Annotated in this window: 28 protein-coding genes; 20 read left to right on the forward strand and 8 right to left on the reverse strand. The window is 63.7% G+C overall.

From position 1 onward, the window contains the following. Positions 1-141: 141 nt before the first annotated feature. From LCM4577_RS33330 to LCM4577_RS33340, 3 genes are read right to left on the reverse strand one after another with little or no spacing between them, the layout of a single operon-like run. The gene (locus LCM4577_RS33330; RefSeq protein ID WP_041011222.1) at positions 142-648 is read right to left on the reverse strand and encodes a GTP-binding protein; all 507 of its coding nucleotides are present in this window, start codon (positions 646-648) and stop codon (positions 142-144) included. Next, entirely contained in the window at positions 648-2,516 is a 1,869-nt protein-coding gene (locus LCM4577_RS33335) for an OmpA family protein (RefSeq protein ID WP_041011223.1), read from the reverse strand. Before LCM4577_RS33335 ends, LCM4577_RS33330 begins: the two co-directional genes overlap by 1 nt. A 1-nt stretch (position 2,517) precedes the next feature. Then, positions 2,518-2,871: a hypothetical protein gene (locus tag LCM4577_RS33340; RefSeq protein ID WP_071074875.1), complete on the reverse strand. Its 354-nt coding sequence runs from the start codon at positions 2,869-2,871 to the stop codon at positions 2,518-2,520. A gap of 349 nt (positions 2,872-3,220) precedes the next feature. Here LCM4577_RS33340 and LCM4577_RS33345 point away from each other — a divergent pair, with 349 nt between their 5' ends. The 4 genes from LCM4577_RS33345 to LCM4577_RS33360 all read left to right on the forward strand — a co-directional run bounded on the left by LCM4577_RS33345 (position 3,221) and on the right by LCM4577_RS33360 (position 5,001). Then, a complete protein-coding gene (locus tag LCM4577_RS33345; protein ID WP_274535016.1) occupies positions 3,221-3,613 on the forward strand; it encodes a YidB family protein in 393 nt (130 codons plus the stop codon). A 102-nt stretch (positions 3,614-3,715) separates the two neighbouring features. Next, positions 3,716-4,057, forward strand: a complete 342-nt coding sequence (locus LCM4577_RS33350; RefSeq protein WP_041000181.1) for a DUF2853 family protein — start codon at positions 3,716-3,718, stop codon at positions 4,055-4,057. Between the two features lie 165 nt (positions 4,058-4,222). Next, positions 4,223-4,645: a large conductance mechanosensitive channel protein MscL gene (gene mscL / locus LCM4577_RS33355; RefSeq protein WP_071074877.1), complete on the forward strand. Its 423-nt coding sequence runs from the start codon at positions 4,223-4,225 to the stop codon at positions 4,643-4,645. Between the two features lie 155 nt (positions 4,646-4,800). Then, positions 4,801-5,001, forward strand: a complete 201-nt coding sequence (locus LCM4577_RS33360) for a hypothetical protein (RefSeq protein ID WP_071074878.1) — start codon at positions 4,801-4,803, stop codon at positions 4,999-5,001. Positions 5,002-5,182: 181 nt separating this feature from the next. Here the strand turns inward: LCM4577_RS33360 and LCM4577_RS33365 are convergent, their stop codons facing one another. Together LCM4577_RS33365 and LCM4577_RS33370 are read right to left on the reverse strand one after the other, a co-directional pair. Beyond that, complete coding sequence (locus tag LCM4577_RS33365; protein WP_244508508.1) at positions 5,183-5,812, reverse strand: response regulator transcription factor; 630 nt, start codon at positions 5,810-5,812, stop codon at positions 5,183-5,185. A 32-nt stretch (positions 5,813-5,844) separates the two neighbouring features. Continuing rightward, entirely contained in the window at positions 5,845-6,927 is a 1,083-nt protein-coding gene (locus LCM4577_RS33370; RefSeq protein ID WP_071074880.1) for a sensor histidine kinase, read from the reverse strand. A gap of 256 nt (positions 6,928-7,183) precedes the next feature. Between LCM4577_RS33370 and LCM4577_RS33375 the strand changes: the two genes are divergently transcribed. The 6 genes from LCM4577_RS33375 (at position 7,184) to LCM4577_RS33400 (ending at position 10,430) form a co-directional block, all read left to right on the forward strand. Further along, entirely contained in the window at positions 7,184-7,351 is a 168-nt protein-coding gene (locus LCM4577_RS33375) for a hypothetical protein (RefSeq protein WP_157900527.1), read from the forward strand. Between the two features lies 1 nt (position 7,352). Next, entirely contained in the window at positions 7,353-7,778 is a 426-nt protein-coding gene (locus LCM4577_RS33380) for a helix-turn-helix domain-containing protein (protein ID WP_071074881.1), read from the forward strand. A 33-nt stretch (positions 7,779-7,811) separates the two neighbouring features. Next, on the forward strand, positions 7,812-8,150 hold the full coding sequence (locus LCM4577_RS33385; protein WP_071074882.1) for a hypothetical protein: 339 nt from the start codon (positions 7,812-7,814) through the stop codon (positions 8,148-8,150). A gap of 179 nt (positions 8,151-8,329) precedes the next feature. Continuing rightward, positions 8,330-8,911 (forward strand): VOC family protein, encoded by a 582-nt coding sequence (locus tag LCM4577_RS33390; RefSeq protein ID WP_040985269.1) that lies wholly within the window; start codon positions 8,330-8,332, stop codon positions 8,909-8,911. A 22-nt stretch (positions 8,912-8,933) separates the two neighbouring features. After that, positions 8,934-9,803, forward strand: coding sequence for a glutathione S-transferase family protein (locus LCM4577_RS33395; RefSeq protein WP_071074883.1), 870 nt, complete (start codon positions 8,934-8,936; stop codon positions 9,801-9,803). 261 nt (positions 9,804-10,064) lie between these two features. Next, complete coding sequence (locus LCM4577_RS33400) at positions 10,065-10,430, forward strand: hypothetical protein (RefSeq protein WP_040985088.1); 366 nt, start codon at positions 10,065-10,067, stop codon at positions 10,428-10,430. Positions 10,431-10,611: 181 nt separating this feature from the next. Here the strand turns inward: LCM4577_RS33400 and LCM4577_RS33405 are convergent, their stop codons facing one another. After that, entirely contained in the window at positions 10,612-10,833 is a 222-nt protein-coding gene (locus tag LCM4577_RS33405) for a hypothetical protein (protein WP_071034470.1), read from the reverse strand. Positions 10,834-11,181: 348 nt separating this feature from the next. On the opposite strand from LCM4577_RS33405, the gene LCM4577_RS33410 reads away from it, so the two are divergent. Further along, positions 11,182-12,057, forward strand: a complete 876-nt coding sequence (locus LCM4577_RS33410) for a DUF2865 domain-containing protein (protein WP_244508498.1) — start codon at positions 11,182-11,184, stop codon at positions 12,055-12,057. A 79-nt stretch (positions 12,058-12,136) separates the two neighbouring features. On the opposite strand, the gene LCM4577_RS33415 is transcribed toward LCM4577_RS33410, so the two are convergent. Beyond that, positions 12,137-12,484 carry a hypothetical protein gene (locus LCM4577_RS33415; RefSeq protein ID WP_064745076.1) on the reverse strand — a complete coding sequence of 116 codons (348 nt, stop codon included), beginning with the start codon at positions 12,482-12,484 and terminating at the stop codon, positions 12,137-12,139. A 196-nt stretch (positions 12,485-12,680) separates the two neighbouring features. Here LCM4577_RS33415 and LCM4577_RS33420 point away from each other — a divergent pair, with 196 nt between their 5' ends. The 7 genes from LCM4577_RS33420 to phoB all read left to right on the forward strand — a co-directional run bounded on the left by LCM4577_RS33420 (position 12,681) and on the right by phoB (position 21,834). Further along, on the forward strand, positions 12,681-16,037 hold the full coding sequence (locus tag LCM4577_RS33420) for a response regulator (protein ID WP_244508499.1): 3,357 nt from the start codon (positions 12,681-12,683) through the stop codon (positions 16,035-16,037). Between the two features lie 597 nt (positions 16,038-16,634). Beyond that, positions 16,635-17,693 carry a phosphate ABC transporter substrate-binding protein PstS gene (pstS, locus tag LCM4577_RS33425; protein WP_071074886.1) on the forward strand — a complete coding sequence of 353 codons (1,059 nt, stop codon included), beginning with the start codon at positions 16,635-16,637 and terminating at the stop codon, positions 17,691-17,693. A gap of 64 nt (positions 17,694-17,757) precedes the next feature. Further along, complete coding sequence (gene pstC, locus LCM4577_RS33430; RefSeq protein WP_071074887.1) at positions 17,758-18,744, forward strand: phosphate ABC transporter permease subunit PstC; 987 nt, start codon at positions 17,758-17,760, stop codon at positions 18,742-18,744. 3 nt (positions 18,745-18,747) lie between these two features. Then, positions 18,748-19,599 carry a phosphate ABC transporter permease PstA gene (gene pstA, locus LCM4577_RS33435; RefSeq protein ID WP_071074888.1) on the forward strand — a complete coding sequence of 284 codons (852 nt, stop codon included), beginning with the start codon at positions 18,748-18,750 and terminating at the stop codon, positions 19,597-19,599. Then, positions 19,596-20,399, forward strand: coding sequence for a phosphate ABC transporter ATP-binding protein PstB (gene pstB, locus LCM4577_RS33440; protein ID WP_041011233.1), 804 nt, complete (start codon positions 19,596-19,598; stop codon positions 20,397-20,399). Before pstA ends, pstB begins: the two co-directional genes overlap by 4 nt. A 20-nt stretch (positions 20,400-20,419) precedes the next feature. Further along, the gene (gene phoU / locus LCM4577_RS33445) at positions 20,420-21,127 is read left to right on the forward strand and encodes a phosphate signaling complex protein PhoU (protein WP_040985076.1); all 708 of its coding nucleotides are present in this window, start codon (positions 20,420-20,422) and stop codon (positions 21,125-21,127) included. 17 nt (positions 21,128-21,144) lie between these two features. After that, entirely contained in the window at positions 21,145-21,834 is a 690-nt protein-coding gene (gene phoB / locus LCM4577_RS33450; protein ID WP_010911896.1) for a phosphate regulon transcriptional regulator PhoB, read from the forward strand. Between the two features lie 325 nt (positions 21,835-22,159). Here the strand turns inward: phoB and LCM4577_RS33455 are convergent, their stop codons facing one another. Beyond that, complete coding sequence (locus LCM4577_RS33455; protein WP_041011234.1) at positions 22,160-23,395, reverse strand: ROK family protein; 1,236 nt, start codon at positions 23,393-23,395, stop codon at positions 22,160-22,162. A 266-nt stretch (positions 23,396-23,661) separates the two neighbouring features. Between LCM4577_RS33455 and xylF the strand changes: the two genes are divergently transcribed. Next, positions 23,662-24,702: a D-xylose ABC transporter substrate-binding protein gene (gene xylF, locus LCM4577_RS33460; protein ID WP_071074889.1), complete on the forward strand. Its 1,041-nt coding sequence runs from the start codon at positions 23,662-23,664 to the stop codon at positions 24,700-24,702. A gap of 230 nt (positions 24,703-24,932) precedes the next feature. Continuing rightward, positions 24,933-26,285, forward strand: a complete 1,353-nt coding sequence (locus LCM4577_RS33465; protein WP_071074890.1) for a sugar ABC transporter permease — start codon at positions 24,933-24,935, stop codon at positions 26,283-26,285. The last annotated feature ends 17 nt before the right edge of the window (positions 26,286-26,302 follow it).

Consider the following 26,302-nt stretch of genomic DNA (forward strand, 5'->3'; position numbering starts at 1 on the left):
CAGGACGTGCCGTTCCGCCATTTGGATGTCGTCGGCGAGAGCCATAGGCAGAAACGATTCGGGCGGCCAGGTGGTTCCGCTGGCAGGGCCGTCACTCACAACGCGTCTGGTGCTCCTCCGACGACCCGCGGCGGTTCCAACTTACAGCTGCCGACGCCGTATCGTTTCGGCGAGTTCGGCAAAGGCGTCCACTATACCCTCGCCGTTCTTGGCGCTCACGAACTTGACGCTCGATCGCGGCAGCTGGCCGATCTCTTCGGCGCTGCCGGGGGCTTCGGCGAGATCGATCTTGTTCACGAGCGCCCGGTATGGCCTGCCTGGAAATCGCGTCTCGAAGCTGCGAACCAGTTCGACCATGCGCGTCACCGTTTGCGGGCGCGTCACGTCCGACACGACGATCGCCGCCGACGCGCCGGTCACGTAGACGGTGTCGAAGATACGCGTCCCGAAATCGCCGTCGGTGTCCCATAAAACAAGGCGAGCCGCCTCGCCCCCGCGAAGCGGATCGGCCGGAACGTCGTAGCTCAGCACCTCGACGCCGAGCGTGGATTTGTATTCGCCGTCGAAACGATCATGAACGAGGCGGTACATGATCGAGGTCTTGCCCACGCCCATGTCACCCAGCAGCATGACCTTTGCGCTAACCATCACTGAAGGCGCTCGGCTTGGAACACGTTTTCGAAGGTGACCCGGCGGTTCCCTTCGCTCGGCACGTCGGAGATCGGTACTGACGACGAGCGCGAGACCACGAACAATCGCGATGGCTCGATCCCGAGCGAAACCAATTTGCGCACCACCTGATCGGCTCTCTTGCGGGCAACCACGCGGTTGGTCGATTCCGTCCCGGTATCGTCCGCGTGGCCGACAATCCGGATTCTCAGGTCGTTGCCGGCAAGAAGTCCGGCCAGATCTTGGATCTGTTGCTCAGCCTGTTTGTCATCGGCAAACGCGTCGTTCGTGCCGAAGAAGATCGCCGTCGAGGCCATGAAGCGATCGAGCCGCTCGGCGGGGCTGTCGGCTATCGACCGCACCGCCTCGTATTGCTGGTTTCTGGTTTTTGCTTCCTCGGCCATCGCCGCGCGTATCTCGTCGATGCCCGCCCGCAGGCCGGCAAGGGATTGCAGCTCCTCCTGGCTCGGCCCGCGCGTCCGGTCGATACGGGCCTGCAGGCCCGCGAGAGACTGCCGCTGGCCGGCGAGCGCTTCGCCGGTTTCGCCGGCGGACTTGCGCAGGCCGACAAGGGATTGTTGCAGCTCGGCGATCGCCCGCCGGTTGTCGTCGATGCCCGCCTGGAGACCGGTCACCGACTGGCGCAGGGCGTCGATATCGGCACGCAGCGCCGCCGACTGTTCCATGCCCGGCACGACGCCAATCCGGCCGACCACCTGATAGGGCGCAGCGGCCTTGGCCAGGGCGTCGATCAGCGGAGCCGTCCGCACCTGGCTTGGTTCTATGCCGGAGACCGAGACGCTGCGATTGCGGTGGTCGAAATCCAGGCGCAGGGGGAACGTTTCCAGCAGCGGTTCCTTGCCGGCCAGTTCCTGGAGCGCATCGTTGGTGCGGCGTTCCAGCATGGTGCGGCTCCAATAGACGCTCGCCAGCCATGCCAGCCCGGCGGCGACGAGAGCCGCGAGCACGAACAGGGCGACCTTTCCGCCCCGACGCGGTTTGGGCTCGGCGGCGGGATCGGCTTCGATGGAGGTGGCCAGCGAAGCCAGCGTGGCGGCATCGCAGTCCTTGCCGCCGTCCATGCTCTCGATCGTGTCGAAGAAAAGCGAATTGATCCTGGCGTTGTCGATCGGGCGAAGGGGGCCGATGCATTCCGCCGCCAGGATGAACCGGGGCGAAGCGCGAAGCACGATCTCGCGTCCGCCGAAATCGAGCTGCTGCAGATTGCCTTCGCCGGCCAGGGCCTGGACGGAAAATTCCAGGATCGCCGCCACCATCGCGCTCAGCAGGTCGGCGCGCTCGTCGGAGGTCTCGTCGCGCTTCCAGTCCGCGACGAGGCGTCCGTTGCCGCGCTCGATCATCAGCAGCCGGTTGACGCGCGGCGGACTGGCGTTTGCCAGAACGAACTCGCTGATCGGACGGCCCGTCGCCAGCGACTTGATGCGCCCGATCCACAGTTCCGTCGATGTGAGCGCATTGAGGCGCTGCTCCAGCCGCGCGACGAGTTCCTTGAAGGCGTTCGCCACGGCCGCGCTGACCAGCCGGCCCGTGATCGGGTAGAGCGCGTCGACCATGAGGTCGCGCGAGTTCCTGATCTCGCTGCGGATCGCGGAGACTACCGACGGCGCGATGACATTGGCCAGCTCGCGCGGCCGAACGACTTCGGCGCGTTCCAACGCGGCGACGAGGATGTCGGCCGTTGCGGTTTCGAGCCGTTCGGGGCTGCCGATATATTGCTGAAGGAGAAGGACGTCCGCTCCCAGCGCCTCGAGACGCGCCGCCTCCGTTTGAAAGAGCAGTTTTCTAAGCTGCTCGATCTCACGGTTCTGGCCGGCGGCGGACGTCATGCTACTTTCCCGCGCGGCCGGATCCTAGCCCGCTGATGGTCGCTCCAAGGTCCGAAATCGCGGCGCCGATGTCCCTTTGCGAGGCGAGCCGCTTCTGTTCGGTCTCCCGCTCGAGCTCCAGGACGTGTGCCTGCAGTGCCGCGAGCTCCTTCGCAAAGTCCGCCTGGAGCTGCTTGATGCTGGCCTGCATCTCCTCGCRCAGACCGGCCAGATTGCTTTCGAGCGATCGCTGCGCGCCTCCGAACAGGAGATTGCGAACCTGATCGATCGTGGCCTCGGCATGGATCGTGGCTTCCGACCCATTGGCGGAGACAGCTCCATCCGCGGCTTTTGCGGCTTGCTCGGCGGCTTTCATTTTCTTTCCTCGGCTCTCACGCTCACTGACACTGTGACGACCGTTATATCAAATCCTAATTCGTGTGACAGGCAACCGACTTATTGCCGTCGTCGGCTGTCGAGCGTCGGGCGTGGCATTTACGCAGCCCTGTCCATCGTCACCTACCGCAATGACGAGGCTCACGCCAGTCGTCCTACGACCCGGGTCGGACCGAGCTTATCCGCCCCTTACCACAAACGAGCGTGGCAGGAACGACGCCTGGTTCAAGTGCGATCAGGCTGCCGCCGAATGTGACTTTCGTCATCTTCGGTCCTGACCTTCGTCAAGTGTCGCAATCCCGCGAAACGGCATAGATCACGCCTGAACGCTGCGCGACGGCGGATGTGATTTTTCGACGGGAGGTTCCCAGATGGGATTTTTGGACAGTCTGCAAAGCGCATTGCAGGGCGGGCAGCAGGGCGGAGGCTCGAACCTCCTGGCCGATGCGCTGACCAGCGTCGGCGGTTACCAGGGCGTGCTTGCCATGCTGCAGAAGTCAGGTCTCGGCGACCGCGTCGAATCCTGGCTGAGCACCAACGCCGCAAATCTTCCGATCGCGCCCGACGAGATCAAGGCAGCGCTCGGCGATCAGCGCCWGCAGCAACTGGCGAGCCAGTTCGGGATTCCTCTGGATCAGGTGGCCGGCGTCCTGGCTCAGCATCTTCCGGCGGCCGTCGACAAGGCTAGCCCCGACGGCGTGCTTGCGACACGCAACAGCTGACACCTACGGGCGGCAAGACAATCAAGAGATGACTTCGCGGCAACCAGGCCGCGCGGCTCGACGGCAGCATCGCTGTCCAGCTGGAAACGAGAGGGCAAACGTGTGAGCAAGCAAGACGAGCTGATCAGCAAATATGCGGCGGACCTGAGGGTCAAGTGCGGCCTTACGGCGGACATGGATCTCCTGACGAAAGTGACGAAGGGCTGCGGCCCGGCGATCTACGACAAGGATGCATCCACCGTCTCGGCCTCGGACAAGGAGGAACTGGAACGGGTCAAGAAGAATTTCCTCGTCAAAAGACTGGGGCTGGCCGACGATGCCGGCCTGGATGCGGGGCTCGCCAGGGTCGTCGACCAGTACGGCCGGACCAATCGCAACAAACATCGCGCGGTCTTCTACTATCTGCTCGTCAAGCATTTCAGGCGCGAGAGCGTCTTCGCCTGACGGCGCAAACAGGCAAATGGGGCAGAGCAATTCCAGGAAAAGTGCGTGCGGTTAAGTTCGGCGCTTGCGCCGTAAACTTCCGTCCGGAATTGCGTCCAAACAAGGAGATAGGGCGGTTCGCCGTTTCCGTGGAACGGTGAAACGCCCCTAAAAGAGGAGATGGGGATGCTGAAAGAATTCCAGGAATTCATTTCCGAGGGCAATGTGATGGACTTGGCCGTCGGCGTCATCATCGGCGCCGCCTTCTCCAAGATCGTCGATTCGCTCGTCAACGACATCATCATGCCGATCGTCGGCGCGATCTTCGGCGGGCTGGACTTCAACAATTACTTCTTCGGGCTGTCCTCGAACGTCCATTCGGCCACGCTGGCCGATGCCAAGAAAGAGGGCGCGGTCTTCGCCTATGGTTCATTCATCACGGTCGTGCTGAATTTCCTGATCCTTGCCTTCATCATCTTTCTGATGGTCAAGGCGGTGAACAATCTGCGCAAGCGGCTGGAGCGCGAGAAGCCTGCCGCTGCCGCGGCCCCGCCGCCGGCCGACGTGCAGCTCCTGACCGAGATCCGCGACCTGCTCGCGAGAAAATAACGGGATCGTTCGATGCGGCCGGGCGCAGGACGGGCCGTATCGCATCGCCTATCCTCATTTTGGTCCGCAAGCCTTCGCGACCGACCAGCGGAAATCCTCCGGCACAGTATTCCGCCTTCAACAAGGTCGCGAACCATGTGGCAAAGCTTCGGACAATGAAGATCGTTGCGGAATTGCTGACGGCGCTCGACGAGACCATGCTGACCGTGAAAGGCCATCTGGCCGAAATGGATACCGAGCAGCTCAACGCGCTCGTGGGCCTGCTTGCGCCTCGCCCGTCGATCGGCAGCGCCGAAATGGTTCTGACCATATTGGCGCTTCGTGAAATCGAAGCTCGCAATCCGGTAAAGAGCTAGCCGTCGAGAGGCATCGGCGGCCATATTCCCAGACCTGCCGCCAAGAGCAGGAGCTCAGGCAACCAGACTGCCCGTGGCTTCCCCCAAAACCCCGAGCCGCGGGCCTTTCTGAGCGCTCGGTCGCCCTGCCGTCGCCATGCCGGACAGGCCCCCGGGAACGCGCGTTAGCCCGCAAGATCGTTCAGCCTATCGTTTTTATGGCCAGCTCGGTCCTGTTCTTGGCGCCGCACTTCTCCAGGATCGTGCTGACGTAATTCTTTATCGTACCCTCGGCCAGATGCAGCTGCGCGCCGATCTCGCCATTGCTCTTGCCTTCGACGATCAGTTTCAGGATTTCGTTCTCACGCGCGGTGAGGTCGTTGCGGATCGACACRCTCGCCGGGGCGTGCCGCGGGCGCAACCGCTTGAATTCCTGGAGAATTTTCGCGGCAACAGCGGGTGAAAGCGCGGATTGGCCGTTCGCCACGGTCCGGATCGTCGCCGCGATCTCGTCGATCCTGGAGTCCTTCAACAGATATGCCTTGGCTCCGGCGCTCACGGCCTCGAAAATCAGCTCGTTGGTCTCGAACGTGGTCAGGACCACGATGCCGGTGCCTGGAAATTCGCGCAGGATGCGCTGGGTCGCCGTGACGCCGTCGGCGCGCGGCATTTGCAGATCCATCAGGACGACGTCCGGACGGTAGCGGCGCGCGAACTCGATCGCCTGCTCGCCATCGGCGGCGGCGCCGACGATTTCGAAATCGTCGTTTTGCTGCGCAAGCAGCGTGGCAAGGCCTTCCCGGATCAATGTCTGATCCTCGGCGATCAACACGCGTATCCTTTCGGGTTTGGAGTGCGGATCGGTCATCTGGCGATACGCTCGCCGCCGCTGGGTCGTTCGTTCGTCGCCGATACTGTCAGGGGCAGGGAGGTCCGGACCAGCGTACCCGCTCCCGGTGCGCTTTCCACCGCGCATCGTCCCCCCGCGAGCTCGGCAAATTCGGCCATTCCAATCAACCCGAAATGCCCCTGTTTGGAGATGGTCCCGTCAAAGCCGCTTCCGTCGTCGCGGATATCGACAACAAGGCTTCGGCCAGCTTCCGTTTCCTCCACGGCCGCGTCGAACCGGACCTGCCGCGCCTTCGCGTGCGCCTCGACGTTGCGCAACGCCTCGCCGACGATGCGCCTGATCGTCGTCGCGTGATCCTGCAAACCGGCACGGGCTCCATCGTCGATCCGCGTGGAGACCTCGATGCCGGTCTGCCGCGCGAAGTCCGACAGCATCTCTTCGACATCCGAACCCGGCTCGAGGTCGTCGGGCATCCTGAGCCTGGCGATGGCGTCGCGCGCCCGCGCCAAGCCGKTTATCGCGGCCTCCTCGGCAATCGCGAGCCCGTCCGAGACGCGAGCAGGATCGGTCGCCAGAAAATGCCGCGTCAGCCGGATCTGGGTCAGCAATGCGATGATCGAATGCACGAGCGTGTCATGCAGGTCGCGCGCCAGGCGCAGCCGCGTGCGGGCGAGCGAAGCGAAGCGCACCTCGGAGTTGGCGGCTTCGAGCTGTTGTTCCATCAAGCGCCGGGCGCGCCGCTCGCTTTCGAACATGATCTCGGCCTGGCGCGCCGTGAAGTCGGGCATCGCGATCACGACGTAGTGCGATTGATCGCCGTTCCATAGGATGACTGCCGTGACGGGGCGGTCCAGCCCCGGCAGCTCGGCCCGCACACCCGACAAGGCGATCACATCGCGGCGTCCCTCGGACAAGGCCGCCATTTCCGCCTCCATTCCGACCAGCAGCGTGCACAGGCAGCAGTCCGCGCCAAGGGCAGGGAGCCACTCGACCAGGCGCCCCACCTTTTGCTGGACTGTCCTGTCAGCCCGCAAAACAGCAAGCCCGATGACTTCCGCTTGCGCGGCCGGCAGTAATTCTGTGCCGATATCGATCATTTGTTCTCGCAAAAACAGCCGAGGGCGCGGCAGTCCACTTTGACGTAAGCCCGAACCGGCCGCAAACGAATATGACTTTCGTCATATCATCCCTGACTTTCGGCAGATGTCACTTCCCAGTCTGAAGGCGCTAGATAGCAGTTCGTCGATATCGGCAACCTGTCGACGTGGTTGATCGTTGCCCGGTTCGTCGGCGCAGCGGGCTCGGACCAAGGGAGCAGTGGTTGCCGCGATTTCAGCACTGGGAAAAGGAACGGTGGACGTGGAAACGGTTTCGGCAGTTGCCGATCAGCTTTCAGATATTGGCGGTTCTGTCCGTAACCACGGTCCTGTCGATCTCATTGCTGATCGTCATGCTCCTTACGTTCCAGTGATTCAGGCCACGTCTCGAACCGTGCCGCAAGCCAACCCAAAGGCCGGCTGACATGAAGCTAAATGTCCAGTTCATCAAGCATCCAGGCGCCAAAGAGCGCATGGTGGTGTTGCCGGAATCGCAGTTCCGCATGCTCAAGCGGACCGCGATGGCCGGTGTGGCCGACCTTGACGAACCTGCCCCCAACAGTCCTTTGCCCAAGCGCATCCTCGACAAGATTGCCGCCGGCGAGAACCCGGTCCGCGCCGTCAGGATCCTGCGCGGCCTGAGCGGGCGGCAGCTCGCCGCTCAAGCCGGGATAACCCCGAGCATGCTGTCGCAGATAGAGCGCTCTGGGAAGACTGCCTCCACCAAAACCCTCAGGGCGATCGCGCATATTCTGGATGTGCCGATGGGTGCCATTTCGCCTCATCTGTCCGCCGGAATCGGCGGTGTCCCGACCGATACGGGCAGGACCGTGGCCTGGATCCTGACCTGAGGGGTAGGACGCCCGCGATGGTGCTTGAGTAAGATGAACGCGACAGACAGACGTTCCCCACAGCCGCCGAAGAGGTTCTCCGGGCGGCTGGCCGCGCTGGTCGGGTGCGGCTGCTGCCTGATAGCCATCGCCATCGCTTCGGTGGCAAGCGTTACTTCGTCAGCCGCGCGTGATCCGGGTTCGCTTGCCGTCAACACCGCCGGCAAGGAGCAGCGCATCGCGCCCGGACCGGGGATCGCCTCCGCCTGCAAAGGGCAGAGCTGGGGCCATGAGTCGAGAGAATGCCTGGCCGCGATCCTCAACCGGACCCAAAGCGGACGGCAGCGACCGATCCGCATCATCGCGGATGACGGCGACTCCCAGGCGCAGTGAAAGACCGGTGCTTCTGGCGCAACGTCCCGGATTGAATTAGCATCCCCTCATCGACGCTCCGGCCGCGATCCGACAGGATGCGGAATACGGAGCGCAACGAGAACCGGGCGGCGGTCGCGTGCCTAGGGCTGATCGTTGCGCGGCCAGGCACCGGGAACAAGCGCAGGCGGGAGGAGCCAATGCGGAAGCTGCAGTCGCAAGGCGTTCATCACATCACGCTGGTCGGCGCCGGACGCCAGACCTCGATCGACTTCTGGGAGGGCGTGCTCGGCATGCCTTTCATCTTCGAACAGCCCAATCTCGACAAGGCGAGCGAAAGCCATCTCTATTTCGATCCGGGCGACGGGCGGCTGATCACCGTCTTCACCGACGAGAGCCGCACCCCCGTCAAACGGCGGACGCCGACCGATATCGGCTGCGTCCACCACATCGCGTTCTCGGTGTCGCGGGTCACCTTCCTGCAGGCGGTCGCGCGGCTCGACGAGCGCGGCATCAAGCACAGCGGCGTCAAGGACCGCGGCTTCATGGACTCGATCTATTTCGAGGATCCGCTGGGATTGTTGATCGAGCTTGCTTCCTACCGCTTCGAACCGCCGGCCGGCTTCACCCATGCCGACGTGCTGATGGAGGCGCACAAGGTCCGTGTGGCGCGCGGCGACTACAACATCGCCGAGCTGCATCTGGCCGACGCCATCCAGGCGCTGGTCGAGCGGTCGCGTGAAACATTGTCCGAAAGCAGGGCGCCGAAAAATCCTTATTAACAAGGTCAGAGGGAGGACCGACATGGCAAAAGCTGCAACGAAGAGCGTAAGGAAACCCGCAGCCAAGGCGGCGCCGAAAGCGGCTGCGAAAACCACCGCCAGGGTGACTGCAAAGGCAGCACCCAAAGCGACGGCAAAAACCGCGCCTAAAGCGACGGCAAAAACCGCGCCCAAGGCCAAAGCGAAGCCGGCCAGGAAGCCCGGCATAAAGCTCAGCATGCTGAGGCCGAGCGTCAACAACATGACGGTGCGGGTGTTCGCGCGGGCGRCCGGGCTCGATCCGGCGGAGACCGACGCCTGGGGCCATACGCGTTCGCCGGAGTTCCTGGCGCGCAATCCGGCGCATCTGACGCCGATGATCGAGGACAAGGGCCTGCCGCGCGGCGTGCTGTGGGAAAGCTGCGCCATCATGCAGTATCTCGCCAACAAGCATGGGCTGGATAAGTTCTATCCGAAGGCGCCGGCAAAGCGGGCGATGATCGACAGCGCCATGTTCTACCTGGTCGGCACACTTTATCCTTATGTGGCGCGCGCGACTTATCCGGCGCTCGGCTTTCCGCAATATGCCGGCGAGGTCGGCCACAGCGACGCCCATCCCGACAAGAAATCGGAAGCGCAGAAGGCGGCGATGGCCRCCATCGCCGAGCCGCTCGAGGTGTTTCACTCCTTCTTTCGCGACGGCAAACCGTTCATCGGCGGCAACAACCCGTCGATCGCCGATATAAGGCTGGCGGCAACGCTCGAATTCCTGGCTGTCATCGACTACGCGCTGCCCGGCTGGGCGAAGGAATACATGGCGGYGCTGGAGAAGAAGCTCGGCAAGGCCTATTCGGAGCCGGCCGGCGACGTGCGCGGCTACATCGCGCATGTGAGATCGCAGGCCAGGGCTTAGCCGGCCCTCGCGTTAAGGTTTCGTTTACCCAAGACCTGTCTACTGGGTCCAGTCCTCGCCGCGACCACGGATGTACTGGCGCCATGACGAGGCAAGGGAAAGGTCGGCTGCGTGCCGGCCTTTTGCTTTTCATGGCCATCGCGCGGAAATCACGACAGTATGATTGCGCTGCCGACAGGCGGGCTGAAATCCTATTGTCATCCTCGTCATGGATCGTACGATGCTGTCAGGGGGGCGGAGCGGCGGCGACGAGGACCTGCGATGAACACGGCAAGATTTCTGGTGATAGCGGGGGCGTTGTCGGTTGTGCCCTTTCCATCGGCCGCCGCATCGCTCAACAGCATGAACGAGGTCGGCGCCGCCCTGCTCGCCTGCTGGACACCGCCGGCCAATACCGACAACTCCTCGGTCACGCTCAGCTTCAGCTTCAAGCGCGACGGCTCGCTGATCGGGCCGCCGAAGACAACCGCCATCCATGTCGGCGGTGACGAYAAGGCGCGCAAGGCCTATGTCGACGCGGCGACCAAGGCCATGCAGGACTGTCTGCCGCTCAGCTTCTCGCCCTCGCTGGCGCAAGGCATTGCCGGAAACGTCTTCACGCTGCAGTTCAACTCGCCGAAGAAGTAAGCGGCAGGCTGACCTGACGCAATTCCGGACCGAACGTGACGGTGAAGGCGCCGAGCCTAAAGCGCGTCGCGATTTTTCAGATTCGCTCCATGCGCTTTAGGTTCTTGATTCTACGCATGTCTTTGTCCCGAAGCCGGTTCCCACTTTTGGGAGACATGCTCGCACTTTTCCGGGAGTGCTTTCAGGCTAAACCGCGTGCGCGCCTGACCTCGGCGTGCCTTTCCAGTTCAGGCATCTCGAAGACATAGTCGCTCCAGGCGGAGTCCGGGATCTGCCCGGCCAGATAGCAATCCAGCAGAAGGTTTTGTTCAGGGGTAAGGGGTCTCGGCGCCTGCTCATAATCCAGTCCAAGCGAATGGATCAGGTTCCTGGTCAGGCCAGAGACGGTGAAGTGAACGGACATCTTCAGTCTCCTCTGCGCTGCACGGGTTACATCAACGCCAACAACGTCCATCGCCGGTCAAAGGTTTCATCAGCGATCCGTGATCGTGCCGCCGTCGCAGCCGGGTCGAAGATGGTTTTTCGGCTACTGTCTCAATCTTGAGATTAAACCGTAATATTTGCTTCACAAAATCGAGAATAACAATTATTCCATATAACAGAGGCTCAGCCTAACCTTTATATACATGAGTATTTTCTCAATTAGCCGACATCGATCAAGTCGAACTCGTTTTTCGAACAAGGGTGGCGCCCGATGACGAGGTTGCGGTTCCTTAAGATATCATTCCTGATGGTCACGGCGATCTTGGCGATGACGCAGGTTTCTTATGCCGATTCTTGCTCGACGCTGAGAAGGCAGATACTGTCCAGCGGTCGTGACTCGGCGAGCCCCGAGCTTGCGCAACTGCGGCGCCAGCTTGCCGCGATCCAAGGGCTGGAGAGGCAGCGCCGATGCACCGCCAGCAGCGCCGTCGGGGGCTTCTTCAATGCCTGCGGGGATCTCGTGCGGAGCCGGACCGAGGTGCAGCGCCGGATCGCCAGCATCGGCAATTCCGGCCGCGACTCCTCCGCGTTGCAGGCGAGATACGCCGCCCTCGGTTGTCAGGCGGCGCCCAAGCGGCAGCAGGCGCCCCAGCAGGCGTCCGACACGGAGGCTTCCGCCCCGGCGTCCGGCGGGAACGCGCTGCTGTTTTGCGTCCGCCTCTCCGACGGCTATTTCTTCCCGGCGCCGAACTCGCAATTCGCGCGGGCCAGGGACCTCAAGGATACGGTCGATCAATGCCGCTACATCTGCGACGATGCGGGCGTCGATCTCTATACGCTGAACGATCCGAGCCTCGAGACCGACCAGATGGTGGCGGTCGACACGCGCAAGCCCTATACCGAGCTGCCAACCGCCTTCCGCTATCGCGACGCCGTCGAATTCAAGGCCTGCGACCTCAAGCGCTACTCCGAGCGCGTGGCCGAGCTCAGGGCGCGCACGGTGACGCCGGGTAACATGGAAAACGCCGTCATTCCCTTGCCGACATCAAGGCCCGATCTGGGCACGGTCTCGGATATTCCGTCGAGCAGCGCTCGGGGCGCGGAAGCGAATGCCGCCAGCTCGATCGCACGGTCCGAGGCGGTTGCTCCGTCAGATGCAAAGCCGGTGCGCATAGTCGGGCCGGCTTTCTTCCCAGCGAATTGATCCCGCCGTCCCCCGGTCGTGAGGTATCCGTATCGAGGCAAGCCGCCGAGCGGGCATCGACCGGCGGATTGAGGCAAAGCTACTCGCAGACGACGCGGTAGCGCTTCCCGTTTTCGCCGACATTCCTGCAGGTCAGGGGGTTCTGCCCGTCGGCAGACTGATCGGGCAGATCCCGGTTGTAGGAGGGCCTCGCCGGAGCGGACCTGGAATGGCGCCGCACAGCGGGGCTCTGCGGCAGGCTCGGCGGCAGGGGAAACACGTCCGACGCGATCTGCCGCGACGCGGTCGTTCCCGGCGGCGCCCTGTCCCAGACACGCCTGACATCCATCCGGCTCGGAACGATCACCGTGCCGTCGTCGCTGCGCGCGCAGCCACCCGCTGCAAGCAGCGCCGGGCACAGGATGAAAGCCGTGATTCGACCGAACATTAGCAACACCTCAGGCACCTTATATGCGTCGTTGCCTTGTTCGCCAACGGGCGGATTACCGCAGCCGGYGCCATGACGGAAATTATTTCAACGGCATCGGGCGGCCGTGGTTGCAATCATTATGGTTAGCGGATCGTTAATGCTTGTCGGGCACATTCCGCCGACGGACCGGCACGGTTCGGCCTTGGGGGTGGCAATGGCGGATACGGACGGAACTGTCGGGGCGGACAGCGCGCGGGGTTTCGATAAGGCGGATATGCGCGGCAACGGGGCCCTTCCCGGTGATATCCACGATATGGCCGGGACTGCGGCGGCGCTTGCCGATCTGAACCTGATGGTCGATTCGATGCCAATCGGCGTCATCGTTCTCGATGCCGAATTGCGGGCGGAGGTGGTCAACCGGGCATTCTACGACTTCTGGAAGATCGATCCGCGACGCGCTCCGGCCGGCAGTCGCTTTCGCGACCTCATGGAAGCCAGCCGTGAGGCCGATCCGTTCGGCGGCGAGGAACATGCCTGGCAAAGCCATGTGGCTGAGCGGGAGGCCGAAATCCGGGCTGGCGCCGCGGGGTCGAGGCAGTTGCCGCGCAAGGACGGCCGCACGCTGATCGCCTCGCTGGCGCCCCTTCCCGGCGGCAAGCGGCTGATTTCCTATGTCGACATCACCGACATGAAACAGCGCGAGACCGAGGCCGAGGACGCGCGCAGGAACCTCGCTGCCGTGCTGGAGTCGCTGCCGGCTGGCGTCATCATCTACGATCGCGACGATCGCTTCGTCTTCGCCAACCGCAAGCTGCAGGACACGCTGCCGGCGCTGAAGCCGGCTTGGCAGCCGGGCCGCACTTTTCGAGAGGCATTGGCTCTCGGCCATTCGGTCGGCTATTTCCGCTCGAGCGGCGACGCCGAAATCGACGGTCTGTATGGCGTCGACACCGAGCGCTGGCTGGACGCCATGCTCGAGCGGTACCGTTTGCCGAACTCTTCCTATGAGCGCCTCAATCCGGATGGGCGCTGGTACCAGGTCTATGACATGCGCACCGACGACGGCACGTTCATCGGCGTGCGCGTCGATATCACCGACATCAAGGCGCGCGAGAAGGCCCTGCGCGACTCCATGCGCCAGATCGATCTCTACCGGCACGTCATGGACGAACTGCCGGTCGCCGCCTTCATCAAGGCCGACGATCTCAGCATAGAATTCGTCAACAAGGCCTGGTGCGCGCTGACCGGCCTCGCCAAGGACGAGGTGTTCGGAAAGACGGATCGTGAGCTTTTCGCGACGGAAGAGGCGGACGGCTTCAGCAGCGACGACACCGAAGTCGTGGCGACCGGCGCGGGGCGCGAGGTCGAGGAGGCCGTCACCCATCGCGACGGCACGGTGCGGCAGCTGATGACGCGCAAGAGCCGGCTGGTGGCGACCGACGGCTCGGTGCATCTGGTCGGCTCCAGCACCGACATCACCGACGTCAAGGCGCGCGAACAGGCGCTCAAGCAAAGCATGAGCGAGAACGAGGTGTTCCGCAGCCTCATCGACAATGTGCCGGTGTCGATCTACGCCAAACGCTCGGACCTCAGGCAATTCTACGTCAACAAGGGCTGGTGCGACCTCACCGGCTTCAGCCGGGAAGAAGCGATCGGTAAGACCGACGTCGAGATCTTCGGCGCGGACGGCGAAGCTTTCGTCGCCGGCGACCTTGCCGTGCTGCGCACCGGCGAAACGCAGGAGATCGAGGAAACGGTGACGATGCCGGACGGCAGCGTCAGGCACCAGTTCGCGCGCAAGGGCGCGATGATCGCCTCGGACGGCTCGCTCTATCTCATCGGCTCCACCACCGACATCACCGAGCTCAAGCAGCGCGAGGCCGAGCTCAGCGAAGCACAGCGGCGCGCCGTGCTCGCCGACCGGGCCAAGTCGGAATTTCTCGCCAATATGAGCCACGAGATCCGCACGCCGATGAACGGGGTCCTTGGAATGGCAGAGCTTTTGGCAAAGTCGGACCTCGATCCGAAGCAGAAGACGTTCACCGACATCATCGTCAAATCCGGCAACGCGCTGCTCACCATCATCAACGACATCCTCGACTTCTCCAAGATCGACGCCGGCCAGCTGGTGCTCGACCCGGCGCCCTTCAACCTCGCCGAGGCGATCGAGGATGTGGCGACGCTGGTGTCGACGCGCGCCAAGGAGAAGGACCTGGAGCTCATCGTCCGCATCCAGCCGGGGCTCGACGGCCAGTTCGTCGGCGATGTCGGCCGCGTCAGGCAGATCGTCACCAACCTGCTCGGCAACGCCGTGAAATTCACCGACGAAGGCCATGTCCTGGTCGATGTCACCGGTGAGCGGGTTCCGGCGGGAACAAGGCTCACCATATCGGTCACCGATACCGGCATCGGCATTCCGGAAGAGAAGCTGAAGCTGGTGTTCGAAAAATTCAGCCAGGTCGACACCTCCTCGACCAGGCGGCACGAAGGCACCGGGCTTGGCCTTGCCATCACCTCGCGGCTGGTCGAGATGATGGGCGGTGAGATCGGCGTCGACAGCGCCGAGGGCAAGGGCTCGACCTTCTGGTTCACGGTCACGCTGCCCCGGGCCGAGCAGGGCGGACAGCGCATCATGCCGGTCGACGTCACGGGCGCGCGCGTTCTCATCGTCGACGACAACGCCGTCAACCGCTCGATCCTGAGCGAGCAGATGGCATCGTGGACGTTCGATTCCTGCGCGGCCGAAAGCGGCGCCGAGGGGTTGAGGGTGCTGATTGCCGCCGCCGCCTATGGCGTGCCGGTCGACTGCGTGGTGCTCGACTACCAGATGCCCGGCATGACCGGCGCCGAGATGGCCCGCATCGTGCGCAACACGGCGGGCCTGGCGCATACGCCCATCATCATGCTGACCTCCGTCGACCAGTCGCTGGCCAACACGGCCTATCGCGACCTCGGCATCGATGCGCAGCTCATCAAGCCGGCGCGCTCCTCCATCCTCCTGGAGACGCTGGTCGCGACCATCCAGCGCCATCGCCACAGCAGCGCCGCGGCGCAACCCGCCGTTGGCAACAGCCTTCCGCAAGCCGCGCCGGCGCAGGCGGCGGCGTCGGAGCGCGCCATGCTGCAGCCGCCGCCGGTGCGGGCGCGTCCACGCCCAACCGACGCGGAGCGCGGGCTCGACATCCTCGTCGCCGAGGACAATGAGGTGAACCAGCTGGTGTTCACCCAGATCCTCGGCGAGACCGGTTACCGCTTCGAGATCGTCGGCAACGGCCGCAAGGCGCTCGACGCCTTCGGCAGGCTCAATCCGCGCATGATCCTGATGGATGTGTCGATGCCGGAAATGAACGGACTGGAGGCGACGGGCGCCATCCGCCGGCTCGAGGAGGATATGGGCACGCATGTGCCGATCGTCGGCGTCACCGCGCATGCGCTGAAGGGCGACCGTGAACGCTGCCTGGAGGCCGGGATGGACGATTATCTGCCAAAGCCGATCAGTCCGCGGGCGCTGCTCGAAAAGCTCGATCGCTGGCTGGGCTCGGACGTCGAGACCCGGCGCAACGCCGGTTAAAGCATGTCTCCCGAAAGTGGGAACCGGTTTCGGGATAAAGACATGCGCAAAATCAAAAACCTAAAGCGCATGGAGCGAATCTGAAAGATTGCGACGCGCTTTAGAACGAATTTGGCGGGCAGGACTGCGGCAAGAGACTGACGCATGCGTATGGTGCGATCGCACCATACCAAAGCAAAAACCAAGCTCGGACAATGTGGCTGTTGATTCCGCTCTTCGGTTACGGGCGGGAGCAGCGACCGCCAACAAGGAACAGCGTCGACTCTACCCCAACGGACCTGTTTTCGGCGATGGCCAGGCCATGATCCGCTCTGGCATTCAGGCAACGCGCTCTCGTCCGGATTTTATTTCCCGGCGGCCATGGTCATGGCCGCCGGGATAAATTTTGCTTCAAAAGCCAGACAAGTTGCTGATTTCCGCGGCAAACTCCGGCCGGTCCTTCGGGGCCGCCGCGGGCCTCTCCAGGCACCCCCTTTTCAGGCGTTACCGGGCTGACACGAAACTGTCATGCGACTGTAATAATCGAGGGCTATTGCGCTCACCGGGCGCCGATAGAACGGGTGCCGAAAGACCATCTTCCGAACAGGAGCAGGCCACATGAGACATTTCATCCGCTCGGCGGCCGTTGCGATTGCAATGGCTGCGGCATCAACCCTTAGCATGGCCGCCGCGATGGCTGCCGACATCTCCGGCGCCGGCGCCACCTTCCCCTATCCGATCTATGCGAAGTGGGCCGACGCCTACAAGAAGGAGACCGGCATCGGTCTCAACTATCAGTCGATCGGCTCCGGCGGCGGCATCAAGCAGATCAAGGCCAAGACCGTGACCTTCGGCGCTTCCGACGCGCCGCTGAAGGGCGAGGATCTCGACTCCACCGGGCTCGCGCAGTTCCCGATGGTGATGGGCGGCATCGTTCCGGTCGTCAACCTCGAAGGCGTCAAGCCGGGCGAACTGGTGCTCGACGGTCCGACGCTGGCCGACATCTTCGCCGGCAAGATCACCAACTGGAACGACGAAGCGATCAAGAAGCTCAACCCCGACGTCAAGCTGCCCGACCAGGCGATCGCCGTCGTCCACCGTTCGGACGGCTCGGGCACCACGTTCAACTTCAGCTACTACCTGGCCGACGTCAGCGCCGACTGGAAGTCGAAGGTCGGTGTCAACACCGCGCTCGAATGGCCGGTGGGCATCGGCGCCAAGGGCAATGAAGGCGTCGCCAACAACGTCYCGCAGACCGGCGGCGCGATCGGCTATGTCGAATACGCCTATGCCAAGCAGAACAAGCTCACCTATACCGACCTGATCAACAAGGACGGCAAGAAGGTGGAGCCGACGGCCGCCGCCTTCTCGGCCGCCGCGGCCAACGCCGACTGGAACTCGCAGCCGGGTTACGGCGTCATCCTGGCCAACCAGGCCGGCGCCGAAACCTGGCCGATGACCTCGGCCACTTGGATCCTCGTCTACAAGAAGCCCGACGACGCGGCGGCCACGACCGAAGCGCTCAAGTTCTTCGCCTGGTCCTACGCCAAGGGCGACGAGCTGGCCGCCAGCCTGGACTATGTTCCGATGCCCGACGCCGTCGTGAAGAGCGTCGAGGAAATGTGGGGCAAGGACATCGTCGACGCGAACGGCAAGCCGCTCTATTCCGGCATGTAATTCTGACGAACAAGGGAGGGCGCTTCCGGCGCCCTCCTGTCTCTTTCGAAATGCGAGGGGCTCAATGACAGCCGTTTCCGAAGCTGCGACATCATCCGCCATGCGGACCAGGGAAGCGACGGTGCGCCGCTTCGCCGTCACCGACATGTTCTTCCGGACGGCCACGCGTCTTTCCGCCATCCTCGTGCTGGTTCTCCTCGGCGGCGTCGCGATCTCGCTGGTCGCCGGCTCGTGGCAGGCGCTGTCGAAATTCGGCTTCTCCTTCCTGACCACCGAATCCTGGAACCCGGTCACCGAGAATTTCGGCGCGCTCGCGCCCATCTACGGCACCATCGTCACCTCGGCCATCGCCATACTCATCGCCGTGCCGATCGGCATCGGCATCGCCGTCTTCCTGACCGAGCTTTGCCCGCGCCCGCTCCGCCGCCCGATCGGCATCGCGGTCGAGTTGCTCGCCGGCATTCCCTCGATCATCTACGGCATCTGGGGCCTGTTCGTCTTCGCGCCGTTCCTGCAGACGACGGTGCAGCCCTTCATCATCGGTCTCTTCCACGGCATACCGGGCCTCTCCAGCCTGTTTGCCGGTCCGCCCTATGGCATCGGCCTGCTGACCTCGTCGCTGATCCTCGCCATCATGGTGCTGCCCTTCATCACCTCGATCACCAAGGACGTGTTCGACACGGTGCCGGCGGTGCTGAAGGAATCGGCCTACGGCATCGGCTGCACGACCTGGGAAGTGACCCGGCGCGTCGTCATCCCCTACACCCGCGTCGGCATCATGGGCGGCGTCATGCTCGGCCTCGGCCGCGCGCTCGGCGAGACGATGGCCGTCACCTTCGTCATCGGCAACGCGCACCGCATCAGCGCCTCGCTGTTTGCGCCGGGCACGACGATCTCGGCGACCATCGCCAACGAATTCACCGAAGCCGACGGCGATCTCTATACATCCTCGCTGGTGTCGCTCGGCCTGATCCTGTTCATCATCACCTTCGTCATCCTCGCGCTCGCACGCTACATGCTGTTGCGCATCGATAGCCGCACGGGAGCCTGACCGATGTCGACTGCCCAATCGCTTCACCAAAGCCGCAAGCGCAAGAATGCCGTGATGATGGCGCTGTGCGTCATCGCGGCCGGCATCGGCCTGGCATGGCTGGCGCTGATCCTCGGCGCCCTGCTCTACAAGGGGCTCTCCGGGGTGAACCTGGCCGTGTTCACTGAAATGACGCCGCCGCCCGGCGATGCCGGCGGCCTGCTCAACGCCATCTACGGCAGCATCGTGATGACCGTCATCGGCATTGTCGTCGGCACGCCGATCGGCGTGCTGGCCGGCACCTACATGGCCGAGTACGGACGCTTCTCGAGGCTCACCACCGTGGTGCGCTTCATCAACGACATCCTGTTGTCGGCGCCTTCGATCATCATCGGCCTGTTCGTCTACGAGCTGATGGTGCGGCCGATGGGACACTTCTCCGCGATTGCCGGCGCCGTCGCGCTGTCGATCCTGGTGATCCCCGTCGTGGTGCGCACCACCGAGGACATGCTGAACCTTGTGCCCAACGCGCTGCGTGAAGCGGGCACGGCAATCGGCGCGCCGCGCTGGGTGGTGATCCGCTCCGTCGCCTACCGCGCGGCGCTCTCCGGCATCGTCACGGGCATCCTTTTGGCAATCGCGCGCATCTCCGGCGAGACGGCTCCGCTTCTCTTCACCGCGCTCAACAACCAGTTCTGGTCGAGCAATCTCAATGCCCCGATGGCCAGCCTGCCGGTGACCATCTTCCAGTTCGCTCTCAGCCCTTACGAGGAATGGCAGCAGCTGGCCTGGACGGGCGCACTCATAATCACCCTGACGGTTCTCGGGCTGAGCATCTTCGCCCGCAGCCTGACCGGACGCAGAGAGGACAGATGAAACCGATGTTGTCCACCGACCTGAACGTAGCCGAGACGACCGTCGAGAAGGCCAAGATCGAGGTCAAGAACCTCAACTTCTACTATGGCCAGTCGAAGGCGCTGAAGGACATCAACCTGTCCCTGCCGGAGCGCAGCGTGACGGCCTTCATCGGCCCGTCGGGCTGCGGAAAGTCGACCCTGCTGCGCGTGCTCAACCGCATCTACGAGCTCTATCCGAAGCAGACCGCGGAAGGCCAGGTGCTGCTCGACGGCAAGAACATCCTCGACCGCTCGCAGGACCTCAACCTGCTCAGGACCAAGATCGGCATGGTTTTCCAGAAGCCGACCCCGTTCCCGATGTCGATCTACGAAAACATCGCCTTCGGCGTCAGGCTCTATGAGAAGATCAGCAAGGCCGAGATGGACAGCCGCGTCGAGCAGGCGCTGAAGCGCGCCGCGCTGTGGAGCGAGGTCAAGGACAAGCTCAACGCCAGCGGGCTCAGCCTTTCCGGCGGCCAGCAGCAGCGCCTGTGCATCGCCCGCACCGTGGCGGTCAAGCCCGAGGTCATCCTGCTCGACGAGCCGGCCTCGGCGCTCGATCCGCTGTCGACGGCCAAGATCGAGGAGCTGATCGACGAATTGCAGGCCGACTATACGATCGTCATCGTCACCCACAACATGCAGCAGGCGGCGCGCGTCTCGCGGCAGACGGCGTTCATGTATCTGGGCGAGCTGGTGGAGTTCGACCGGACCGAGAAGATCTTCACCTCGCCCCGCGAGAAGCGCACCCAGGACTACATCACCGGCCGCTTCGGCTGAAGACATACGAGGACATCATCATGGCCGAACATACCGTCGCCTCCTTCGACGAGGATCTGAGGCAGATCAGCCGGCTCATCAACGACATGGGCGACCTTGCCGCCTCGATGGTCGGCGCCTCGACCAGGGCGCTGCTCGAAAGCGACAATGCGCTGGCGCAGCGCGTCGTCTCCGACGACGCCATCATGGACGCAAGGCAGCGCGAGCTCGACGACCGCGCCATCACGCTGATCGCCAAGCGCCAGCCGATGGCCGACGACCTGCGCAGCGTGGTCGGAGCGATCCGCATGGCGGGCGACCTCGAGCGCATCGGCGATCTCGCCAAGAACATCGCCAAGCGCGTCGGCTCGGTCGGCGTCAGCGCCGCGCCGCGCGACCTCACGCATTCGATCGATTCCATGGCGCAGATGGTGCTGATCCAGGTCCAGGGCGTGATCCAGGAATACACGGTGGGCGATGCCACGGCGCTGGCCAAGCTTCGCAACGACGACGAACGCATCGACGTCAAATACACATCCGTCTTCCGAGAGCTGTTGACCTATATGATGGAAGATCCGCGCAACATCACCGCTTGCACGCATCTTCTGTTCTGCGCCAAGAACCTCGAGCGCATCGGCGACCATGTGACCAACATCGCCGAGAACGCCTATTATGTGTTGACCGGCACGCAATTGCCCGCCAACCGTCCGAAGCAGGACGAGACGGCAATGTCGGCGCCGGCGGCCTGACGGAAAAGGTTACCCCGATGATCGCGCCACGCATCATGGTGGTGGAGGACGAGGAGCCGCTGGGGGTGCTGCTCCGCTACAATCTCGAATCCGAGGGTTACCAGGTCGAAGTGGTGACCCGCGGCGACGAGGCCGAAATCCGCCTTCAGGAAAACGTTCCCGACCTGCTCGTGCTCGACTGGATGGTGCCGGCGGTGTCCGGCATCGAGCTTTGCCGGCGCCTCAGGATGCGGCCAGAGACCGAGCGGCTGCCGATCATCATGCTGACCGCGCGCGGTGAAGAGAGCGATCGGGTTCGAGGTTTGTCCACCGGCGCCGACGACTATCTGGTCAAGCCGTTCTCGACGCCGGAGTTCATGGCGCGCGTCAAGGCGCTGTTGCGCCGCGCAAAGCCTGAGGTGCTGTCCAGCGTGCTCAAGGTCGGCGACATCGTGCTCGACCGCGAATCGCATCGCGTCTACCGCAAGAAGAGCGAGATCAGGCTCGGCCCGACCGAGTTCCGGCTGCTCGAATTCATGATGCGCCACCCCGGCCGCGTGTTCTCGCGCAGCCAGCTGCTCGACAATGTCTGGGGCGAGACGATCTATATCGACGAGCGCACCGTGGACGTCCATGTCGGCCGCCTGCGCAAGGCCGTCAACAACGGCCGCATGCCCGACGTCATCCGCACCATCCGCGGGGCGGGCTATGCGATCCGGGAGGATTAGGTTCGCCGTTCGCAGAATGACGCGTCCGCTACCGGATCGCATGCGTTGGCGAGTAGCCGGGACGGTCGTGCTTCGTCATCGACGGGCGGAGCAAGGAGCGTAGCGACGCAGCGCAGACCCGAGGATCCATTCCGTGACGTCGACGCGCTGCGGCGGCGCAGAATTCTGCTCGGCTGCGCCCGACGTCCGAGGTAACGGAATGGATTCCAGGGTCTCCGCGACGGAGCTTCGCTCCTGCTCCGCCCTGGAATGACGAAGCTTCGGGGCCTTCGCTAATCTCCGGTGTCCAGCGGGACACTCGAAACCAACGATCACTCAAAGTGGCTCAAGCGACGTGCTTGCCCGCTCTTGCCTGAACCCCCGGCGCGAAAATCTCCTGGTCGACGAAGGTCAGCGCGCGCATGGCGCAGCCTTCGCGGATCAGCGGCAGCTCGTTCGGCTCGGTGTCGAAGGAGATCGATTCCGAATGCTGGCCGCCGGCGGTCTGGGCGATCGCCTTCCTCAGCGCCGGCTCGATCAGGTCGAAGGCGGCCGCGCTGACGCCGACCATGGCGACGGGCGCCGGATCGATGAGGGCGAACAGGCTGCCGAGGCCGAAGCCCAGCGCCTCGCCGGCCCGGCGATAGGCCTCCCGCTCGGGACCTTCCTCGAGCCGGGCCTTCGCGGCAAGCGCGCGCATGTCGGCGTCGCCGACGTCCGTCGGCGCGGCATCCTCGCTTATGCCCATGGCGCTGCGCCAGATGGCGTAGTTGCCGGCATAGGCCTCCACGCAGCCGCGCCGGCCGCAGCGGCAAAGCGCGCCGCCCGGACGGTGGATCATGTGCCCGAACTCACCGCCGGAGGAATGTGTGCCGGTGAACAACTGGCCCTTTAGCACTAGGCCCATGCCGATGCCGTGCGACAACAGAATGGCGATGAAATTGTCGCGATAGCGGTTGGGGTCACGCCACTGCAGCGCCACCGCCATCATGTTGCAGTCGTTCTCCATGGTGGCTGGAATGCCGAATTCCCTCTCGAGGATGTCGGCAAAAGGAATGTCGGTCAGCGGCGTGATCGGCGACCACAGCATGGCGCGCGCGTGGGAATCGGTAATGCCCTGGATACCCATGGCGATGCGGGCGACGCTGCCGACGTCGAGGTCGGGATCCTGCAACCGACGCCGGACGATCGCCATGCATTCGCCGATCAGTTCTTCACGCGGCATGACAAGTGTGTCCAGGCGCTGCTGCTCCTCGGCAATCACCTGGCCGGCATAGTCGATGACGGCGACCGACAGGAAGTTCAGCGACAACACCACGGTCAGCACCGCGGCGGCTTCGGGGTTGAGCGCCAGGCCGATCTGCGGCCGGCCGCGTTTCAACGCCGTCGGCTCGCTGGCCTTGCTTTCGGTGAGAATGCCTTCCTGGATCAGATCGGCGGAAATCGCCGAAATGGTCGAGTGGCTGAGCCCGGTGGTGGCCGCGATCTCCGTCCGCGATGGCTGACCGGCGCGGCGCACGGCCGAAATCACCATGGCGCGGTTGCGCCGGCGCAGATCGTCGTGGCGGATTCCGACCGACATTGGCTGAAGTATTTCCTCCTGGTCATCACGGCTTGATGATGCCATGGGCCGCCGGTGACATGCTAGGGATACTGGCAGAAGCAGCCGACGCTGTCATTATTTATTGCGGAGCTCGAAAAAAAGTTCGCGGCACCTCAAAAACCATCAGAATCCGAGTTGACAGCGGCACAGCGTTGGATCAGTGTTTTTTCGAGGCTCGAAAAAAAGCCTCTGTGCCGGCCTTCGGGCCAGTCTGGGTCGCGCCATACGGGCGCAGGGAGGATATCATGAAGAAATTCGCAGCCGCCATCCTGGCGGGCGTTGCCATGTCGCTGACGCTGGCGTCGGTCGCCGAGGCGAAGGACAAGGTGATCGGCGTCTCGTGGTCGAATTTCCAGGAAGAGCGCTGGAAGACCGACGAAGCGGCGATGAAGGCCGCCATCGAGGCCGCCGGCGACAAGTATATTTCGGCCGACGCGCAGTCCAATCCGGGCAAGCAGCTGACGGACGTCGAAAGCCTGATCTCGCAGGGCGCCAACGCGCTGATCATCCTTGCGCAGGACGCTTCGGCGGTCGGTCCGGCAGTGCAGAAGGCGCTCGACGAAGGCATCCCGGTTGTCGGCTACGACCGCCTGATTGAGAACAAGGACGTGTTCTACCTGACCTTCGACAACAAGGAAGTCGGCCGCATGCAGGCCCGCGAGGTGTTCAAGGTGAAGCCCGAAGGCAACTACGTCTTCATCAAGGGCTCTGGCGCCGATCCGAACGCCGACTTCCTGTTCTCGGGCTCCATGGAAGTCCTGAAGGACGCGATCGACAGCGGCAAGATCAAGAATGTCGGCGAGGCCTATACCGACGGCTGGCTGCCCGCCAACGCGCAGAAGAACATGGAGCAGTTCCTGACCGCCAACGACAACAAGGTCGACGCGGTCGTCGCGGCCAATGACGGCACCGCCGGCGGCGTCGTCGCGGCGCTGACGGCGCAAGGCTTGGCCGGCACCGTTCCGGTCTCCGGCCAGGACGGCGACCACGCGGCGCTCAACCGCATCGCGCTCGGCACGCAGACCGTGTCGGTGTGGAAGGACGCGCGCGAGCTTGGCAAGAACGCCGCCGAGATCGCCTCGCAGCTCGCCGGCGGCAAGAAGATGGGCGATATCGCCGGCGCCAAGGACTTCACGACGCCCGGCGGCAACACCGTCAAGTCGCTGTTCCTGACCCCGATCGCGATCACCAAGGACAATCTCAACGTCGTCATCGACGCCGGCTGGATCAAGAAGGACGAAGTCTGCGCGGGCGTGCCCGCCGGCAGCGTCAAGGTCTGCAACTAAGTCTGCCGGCTCTCGATCAAAATCCTTGCGCCGCGGCAGGAGCGGTTCAATGAACCGCTCCTGTTCCTTGTTTACCGCAATCCCGAACGGAAAACCGCTACGCACTTTTCCTGGGATTGCTTTGAAGCCGCGGCGTTTTCTCAAAAAGATTTGTGTTTCCGCCCCGCGCGGATAGTTTTTAGGCTCGATTTCGGTATCCGCGTCAGACGGCAAGCCGGCGGGAGGACATCATGACCGACACGACGTCTACCACACCGGCAGACACTGCGCGGGCATCCGAACTCGGCGCCGTTGCCCGGTTCCTGAAGGCGACCGAGCTCGACACCCGCATGCTCGGCATGATCGGCGCGCTGCTGCTGATCTGGGTCGGGCTGCATGTGATCTCCAGCCTGCGGCTTGGCGTCAACCCGCTCGACTTCGACAGCCGCACCTTCCTCACGCCGCGCAACCTCTGGAACCTGTCGGTGCAGACCTCGGCCGTGGCGATCATGGCCTCCGGCATGGTGCTGGTCATCGTCATGCGCAACATCGACCTGTCCGTCGGATCGGCCGAAGGGGTGATCGGCATGGTCATGGGCTTCGCCCAGGTGCATTTCCTGGTTCGCTTCGTCGGGCTCGAGCTCGGCAACCCGTGGATCTGGATCCTGGCATTGCTGATCGGCCTGGCGCTCGGCCTCATCATCGGCGCCTTCCAGGGTTTCATCATCGCCTATCTCGAAGTGCCGGCCTTCATCGTCACGCTGGGCGGATTGCTGGTATGGCGGGGCGCTGCCTGGTGGGTCACCAGCGGCCAGACCGTTGCGCCGCTCGACGCCACCTTCCAGTTGATGGGCGGCGGCCCGGCGGGCTCGATCGGCGCCAAATGGAGCTGGGCCGTCGGCATCGTCGCCTGCCTGGCCGTGATTTTCATGCATTTCAACGGCCGCGTGCAGCGCAAGCGCTTCCGCTTCCCGCTGCGTCCCGTATGGGCCGAGACGCTGCTTGCCACGGTCACCTGCGCGATCATCCTGGGCGCGGTGTGGCTCGCTAACTCCTACCCGTGGCCGGTCGGCATCGTGAACCGCTACGCCGCAGCCAACAACATCACCGTGCCCGAGGGCGGGCTGTTCATCGCGCATGGCATCGCCATTCCGGTGCTGATGGCGGTCGCCGTCGGCCTGATCATGACCTTCGTCACCAAGCGCACGCGCTTCGGCCGCTATGTCTTCGCCATCGGCGGCAATCCGGAAGCGGCCAACCTCGCCGGCATCAACACACGCTGGATCACCATGAAGGTGTTCATGATCATGGGCGTGCTGGCGACGATCGCGGCGGCGATCTCGTCGGCCAGGCAGAATTCGTCCACCAATGTGCTCGGAACGCTGGACGAGCTGCTGGTCATCGCCGCGGCCGTCATCGGCGGCACTTCGCTTGCCGGCGGTTCGGGCACCGTGCTCGGCGCCATGCTTGGCGCGCTTCTGATGCAGTCGCTGCAGTCCGGCATGGTGCTGCTTGGCGTCGACTCGCCGCTGCAGAGCATCGTCGTGGGCGCCGTGCTGGTCGTCGCGGTCTGGCTCGACACACTCTATCGCAAGCGCGTTTGATCAGGGAGAGATCCAAC

It is taken from the genome of Mesorhizobium sp. LCM 4577, assembly GCF_001854795.2.
Taxonomy (GTDB): Bacteria; Pseudomonadota; Alphaproteobacteria; order Rhizobiales; family Rhizobiaceae; genus Mesorhizobium; species Mesorhizobium plurifarium.

What these genes read in the sequence shown, in the direction of transcription:
- LCM4577_RS33330 (WP_041011222.1), bottom strand. Translation starts at nt 648, where the DNA reads ATGGTTAGCGCAAAGGTCATGCTGCTGGGTGACATGGGCGTGGGCAAG.
- LCM4577_RS33335 (WP_041011223.1), bottom strand. Translation starts at nt 2,516, where the DNA reads ATGACGTCCGCCGCCGGCCAGAACCGTGAGATCGAGCAGCTTAGAAAA.
- mscL (WP_071074877.1), top strand. Translation starts at nt 4,223, where the DNA reads ATGCTGAAAGAATTCCAGGAATTCATTTCCGAGGGCAATGTGATGGAC.
- LCM4577_RS33360 (WP_071074878.1), top strand. Translation starts at nt 4,801, where the DNA reads ATGAAGATCGTTGCGGAATTGCTGACGGCGCTCGACGAGACCATGCTG.
- LCM4577_RS33380 (WP_071074881.1), top strand. Translation starts at nt 7,353, where the DNA reads ATGAAGCTAAATGTCCAGTTCATCAAGCATCCAGGCGCCAAAGAGCGC.
- LCM4577_RS33385 (WP_071074882.1), top strand. Translation starts at nt 7,812, where the DNA reads ATGAACGCGACAGACAGACGTTCCCCACAGCCGCCGAAGAGGTTCTCC.
- LCM4577_RS33390 (WP_040985269.1), top strand. Translation starts at nt 8,330, where the DNA reads ATGCGGAAGCTGCAGTCGCAAGGCGTTCATCACATCACGCTGGTCGGC.
- LCM4577_RS33405 (WP_071034470.1), bottom strand. Translation starts at nt 10,833, where the DNA reads ATGTCCGTTCACTTCACCGTCTCTGGCCTGACCAGGAACCTGATCCAT.
- LCM4577_RS33410 (WP_244508498.1), top strand. Translation starts at nt 11,182, where the DNA reads ATGACGCAGGTTTCTTATGCCGATTCTTGCTCGACGCTGAGAAGGCAG.
- LCM4577_RS33415 (WP_064745076.1), bottom strand. Translation starts at nt 12,484, where the DNA reads ATGTTCGGTCGAATCACGGCTTTCATCCTGTGCCCGGCGCTGCTTGCA.
- LCM4577_RS33420 (WP_244508499.1), top strand. Translation starts at nt 12,681, where the DNA reads ATGGCGGATACGGACGGAACTGTCGGGGCGGACAGCGCGCGGGGTTTC.
- pstC (WP_071074887.1), top strand. Translation starts at nt 17,758, where the DNA reads ATGACAGCCGTTTCCGAAGCTGCGACATCATCCGCCATGCGGACCAGG.
- pstA (WP_071074888.1), top strand. Translation starts at nt 18,748, where the DNA reads ATGTCGACTGCCCAATCGCTTCACCAAAGCCGCAAGCGCAAGAATGCC.
- pstB (WP_041011233.1), top strand. Translation starts at nt 19,596, where the DNA reads ATGAAACCGATGTTGTCCACCGACCTGAACGTAGCCGAGACGACCGTC.
- phoU (WP_040985076.1), top strand. Translation starts at nt 20,420, where the DNA reads ATGGCCGAACATACCGTCGCCTCCTTCGACGAGGATCTGAGGCAGATC.
- phoB (WP_010911896.1), top strand. Translation starts at nt 21,145, where the DNA reads ATGATCGCGCCACGCATCATGGTGGTGGAGGACGAGGAGCCGCTGGGG.
- LCM4577_RS33455 (WP_041011234.1), bottom strand. Translation starts at nt 23,395, where the DNA reads ATGTCGGTCGGAATCCGCCACGACGATCTGCGCCGGCGCAACCGCGCC.
- xylF (WP_071074889.1), top strand. Translation starts at nt 23,662, where the DNA reads ATGAAGAAATTCGCAGCCGCCATCCTGGCGGGCGTTGCCATGTCGCTG.
- LCM4577_RS33465 (WP_071074890.1), top strand. Translation starts at nt 24,933, where the DNA reads ATGACCGACACGACGTCTACCACACCGGCAGACACTGCGCGGGCATCC.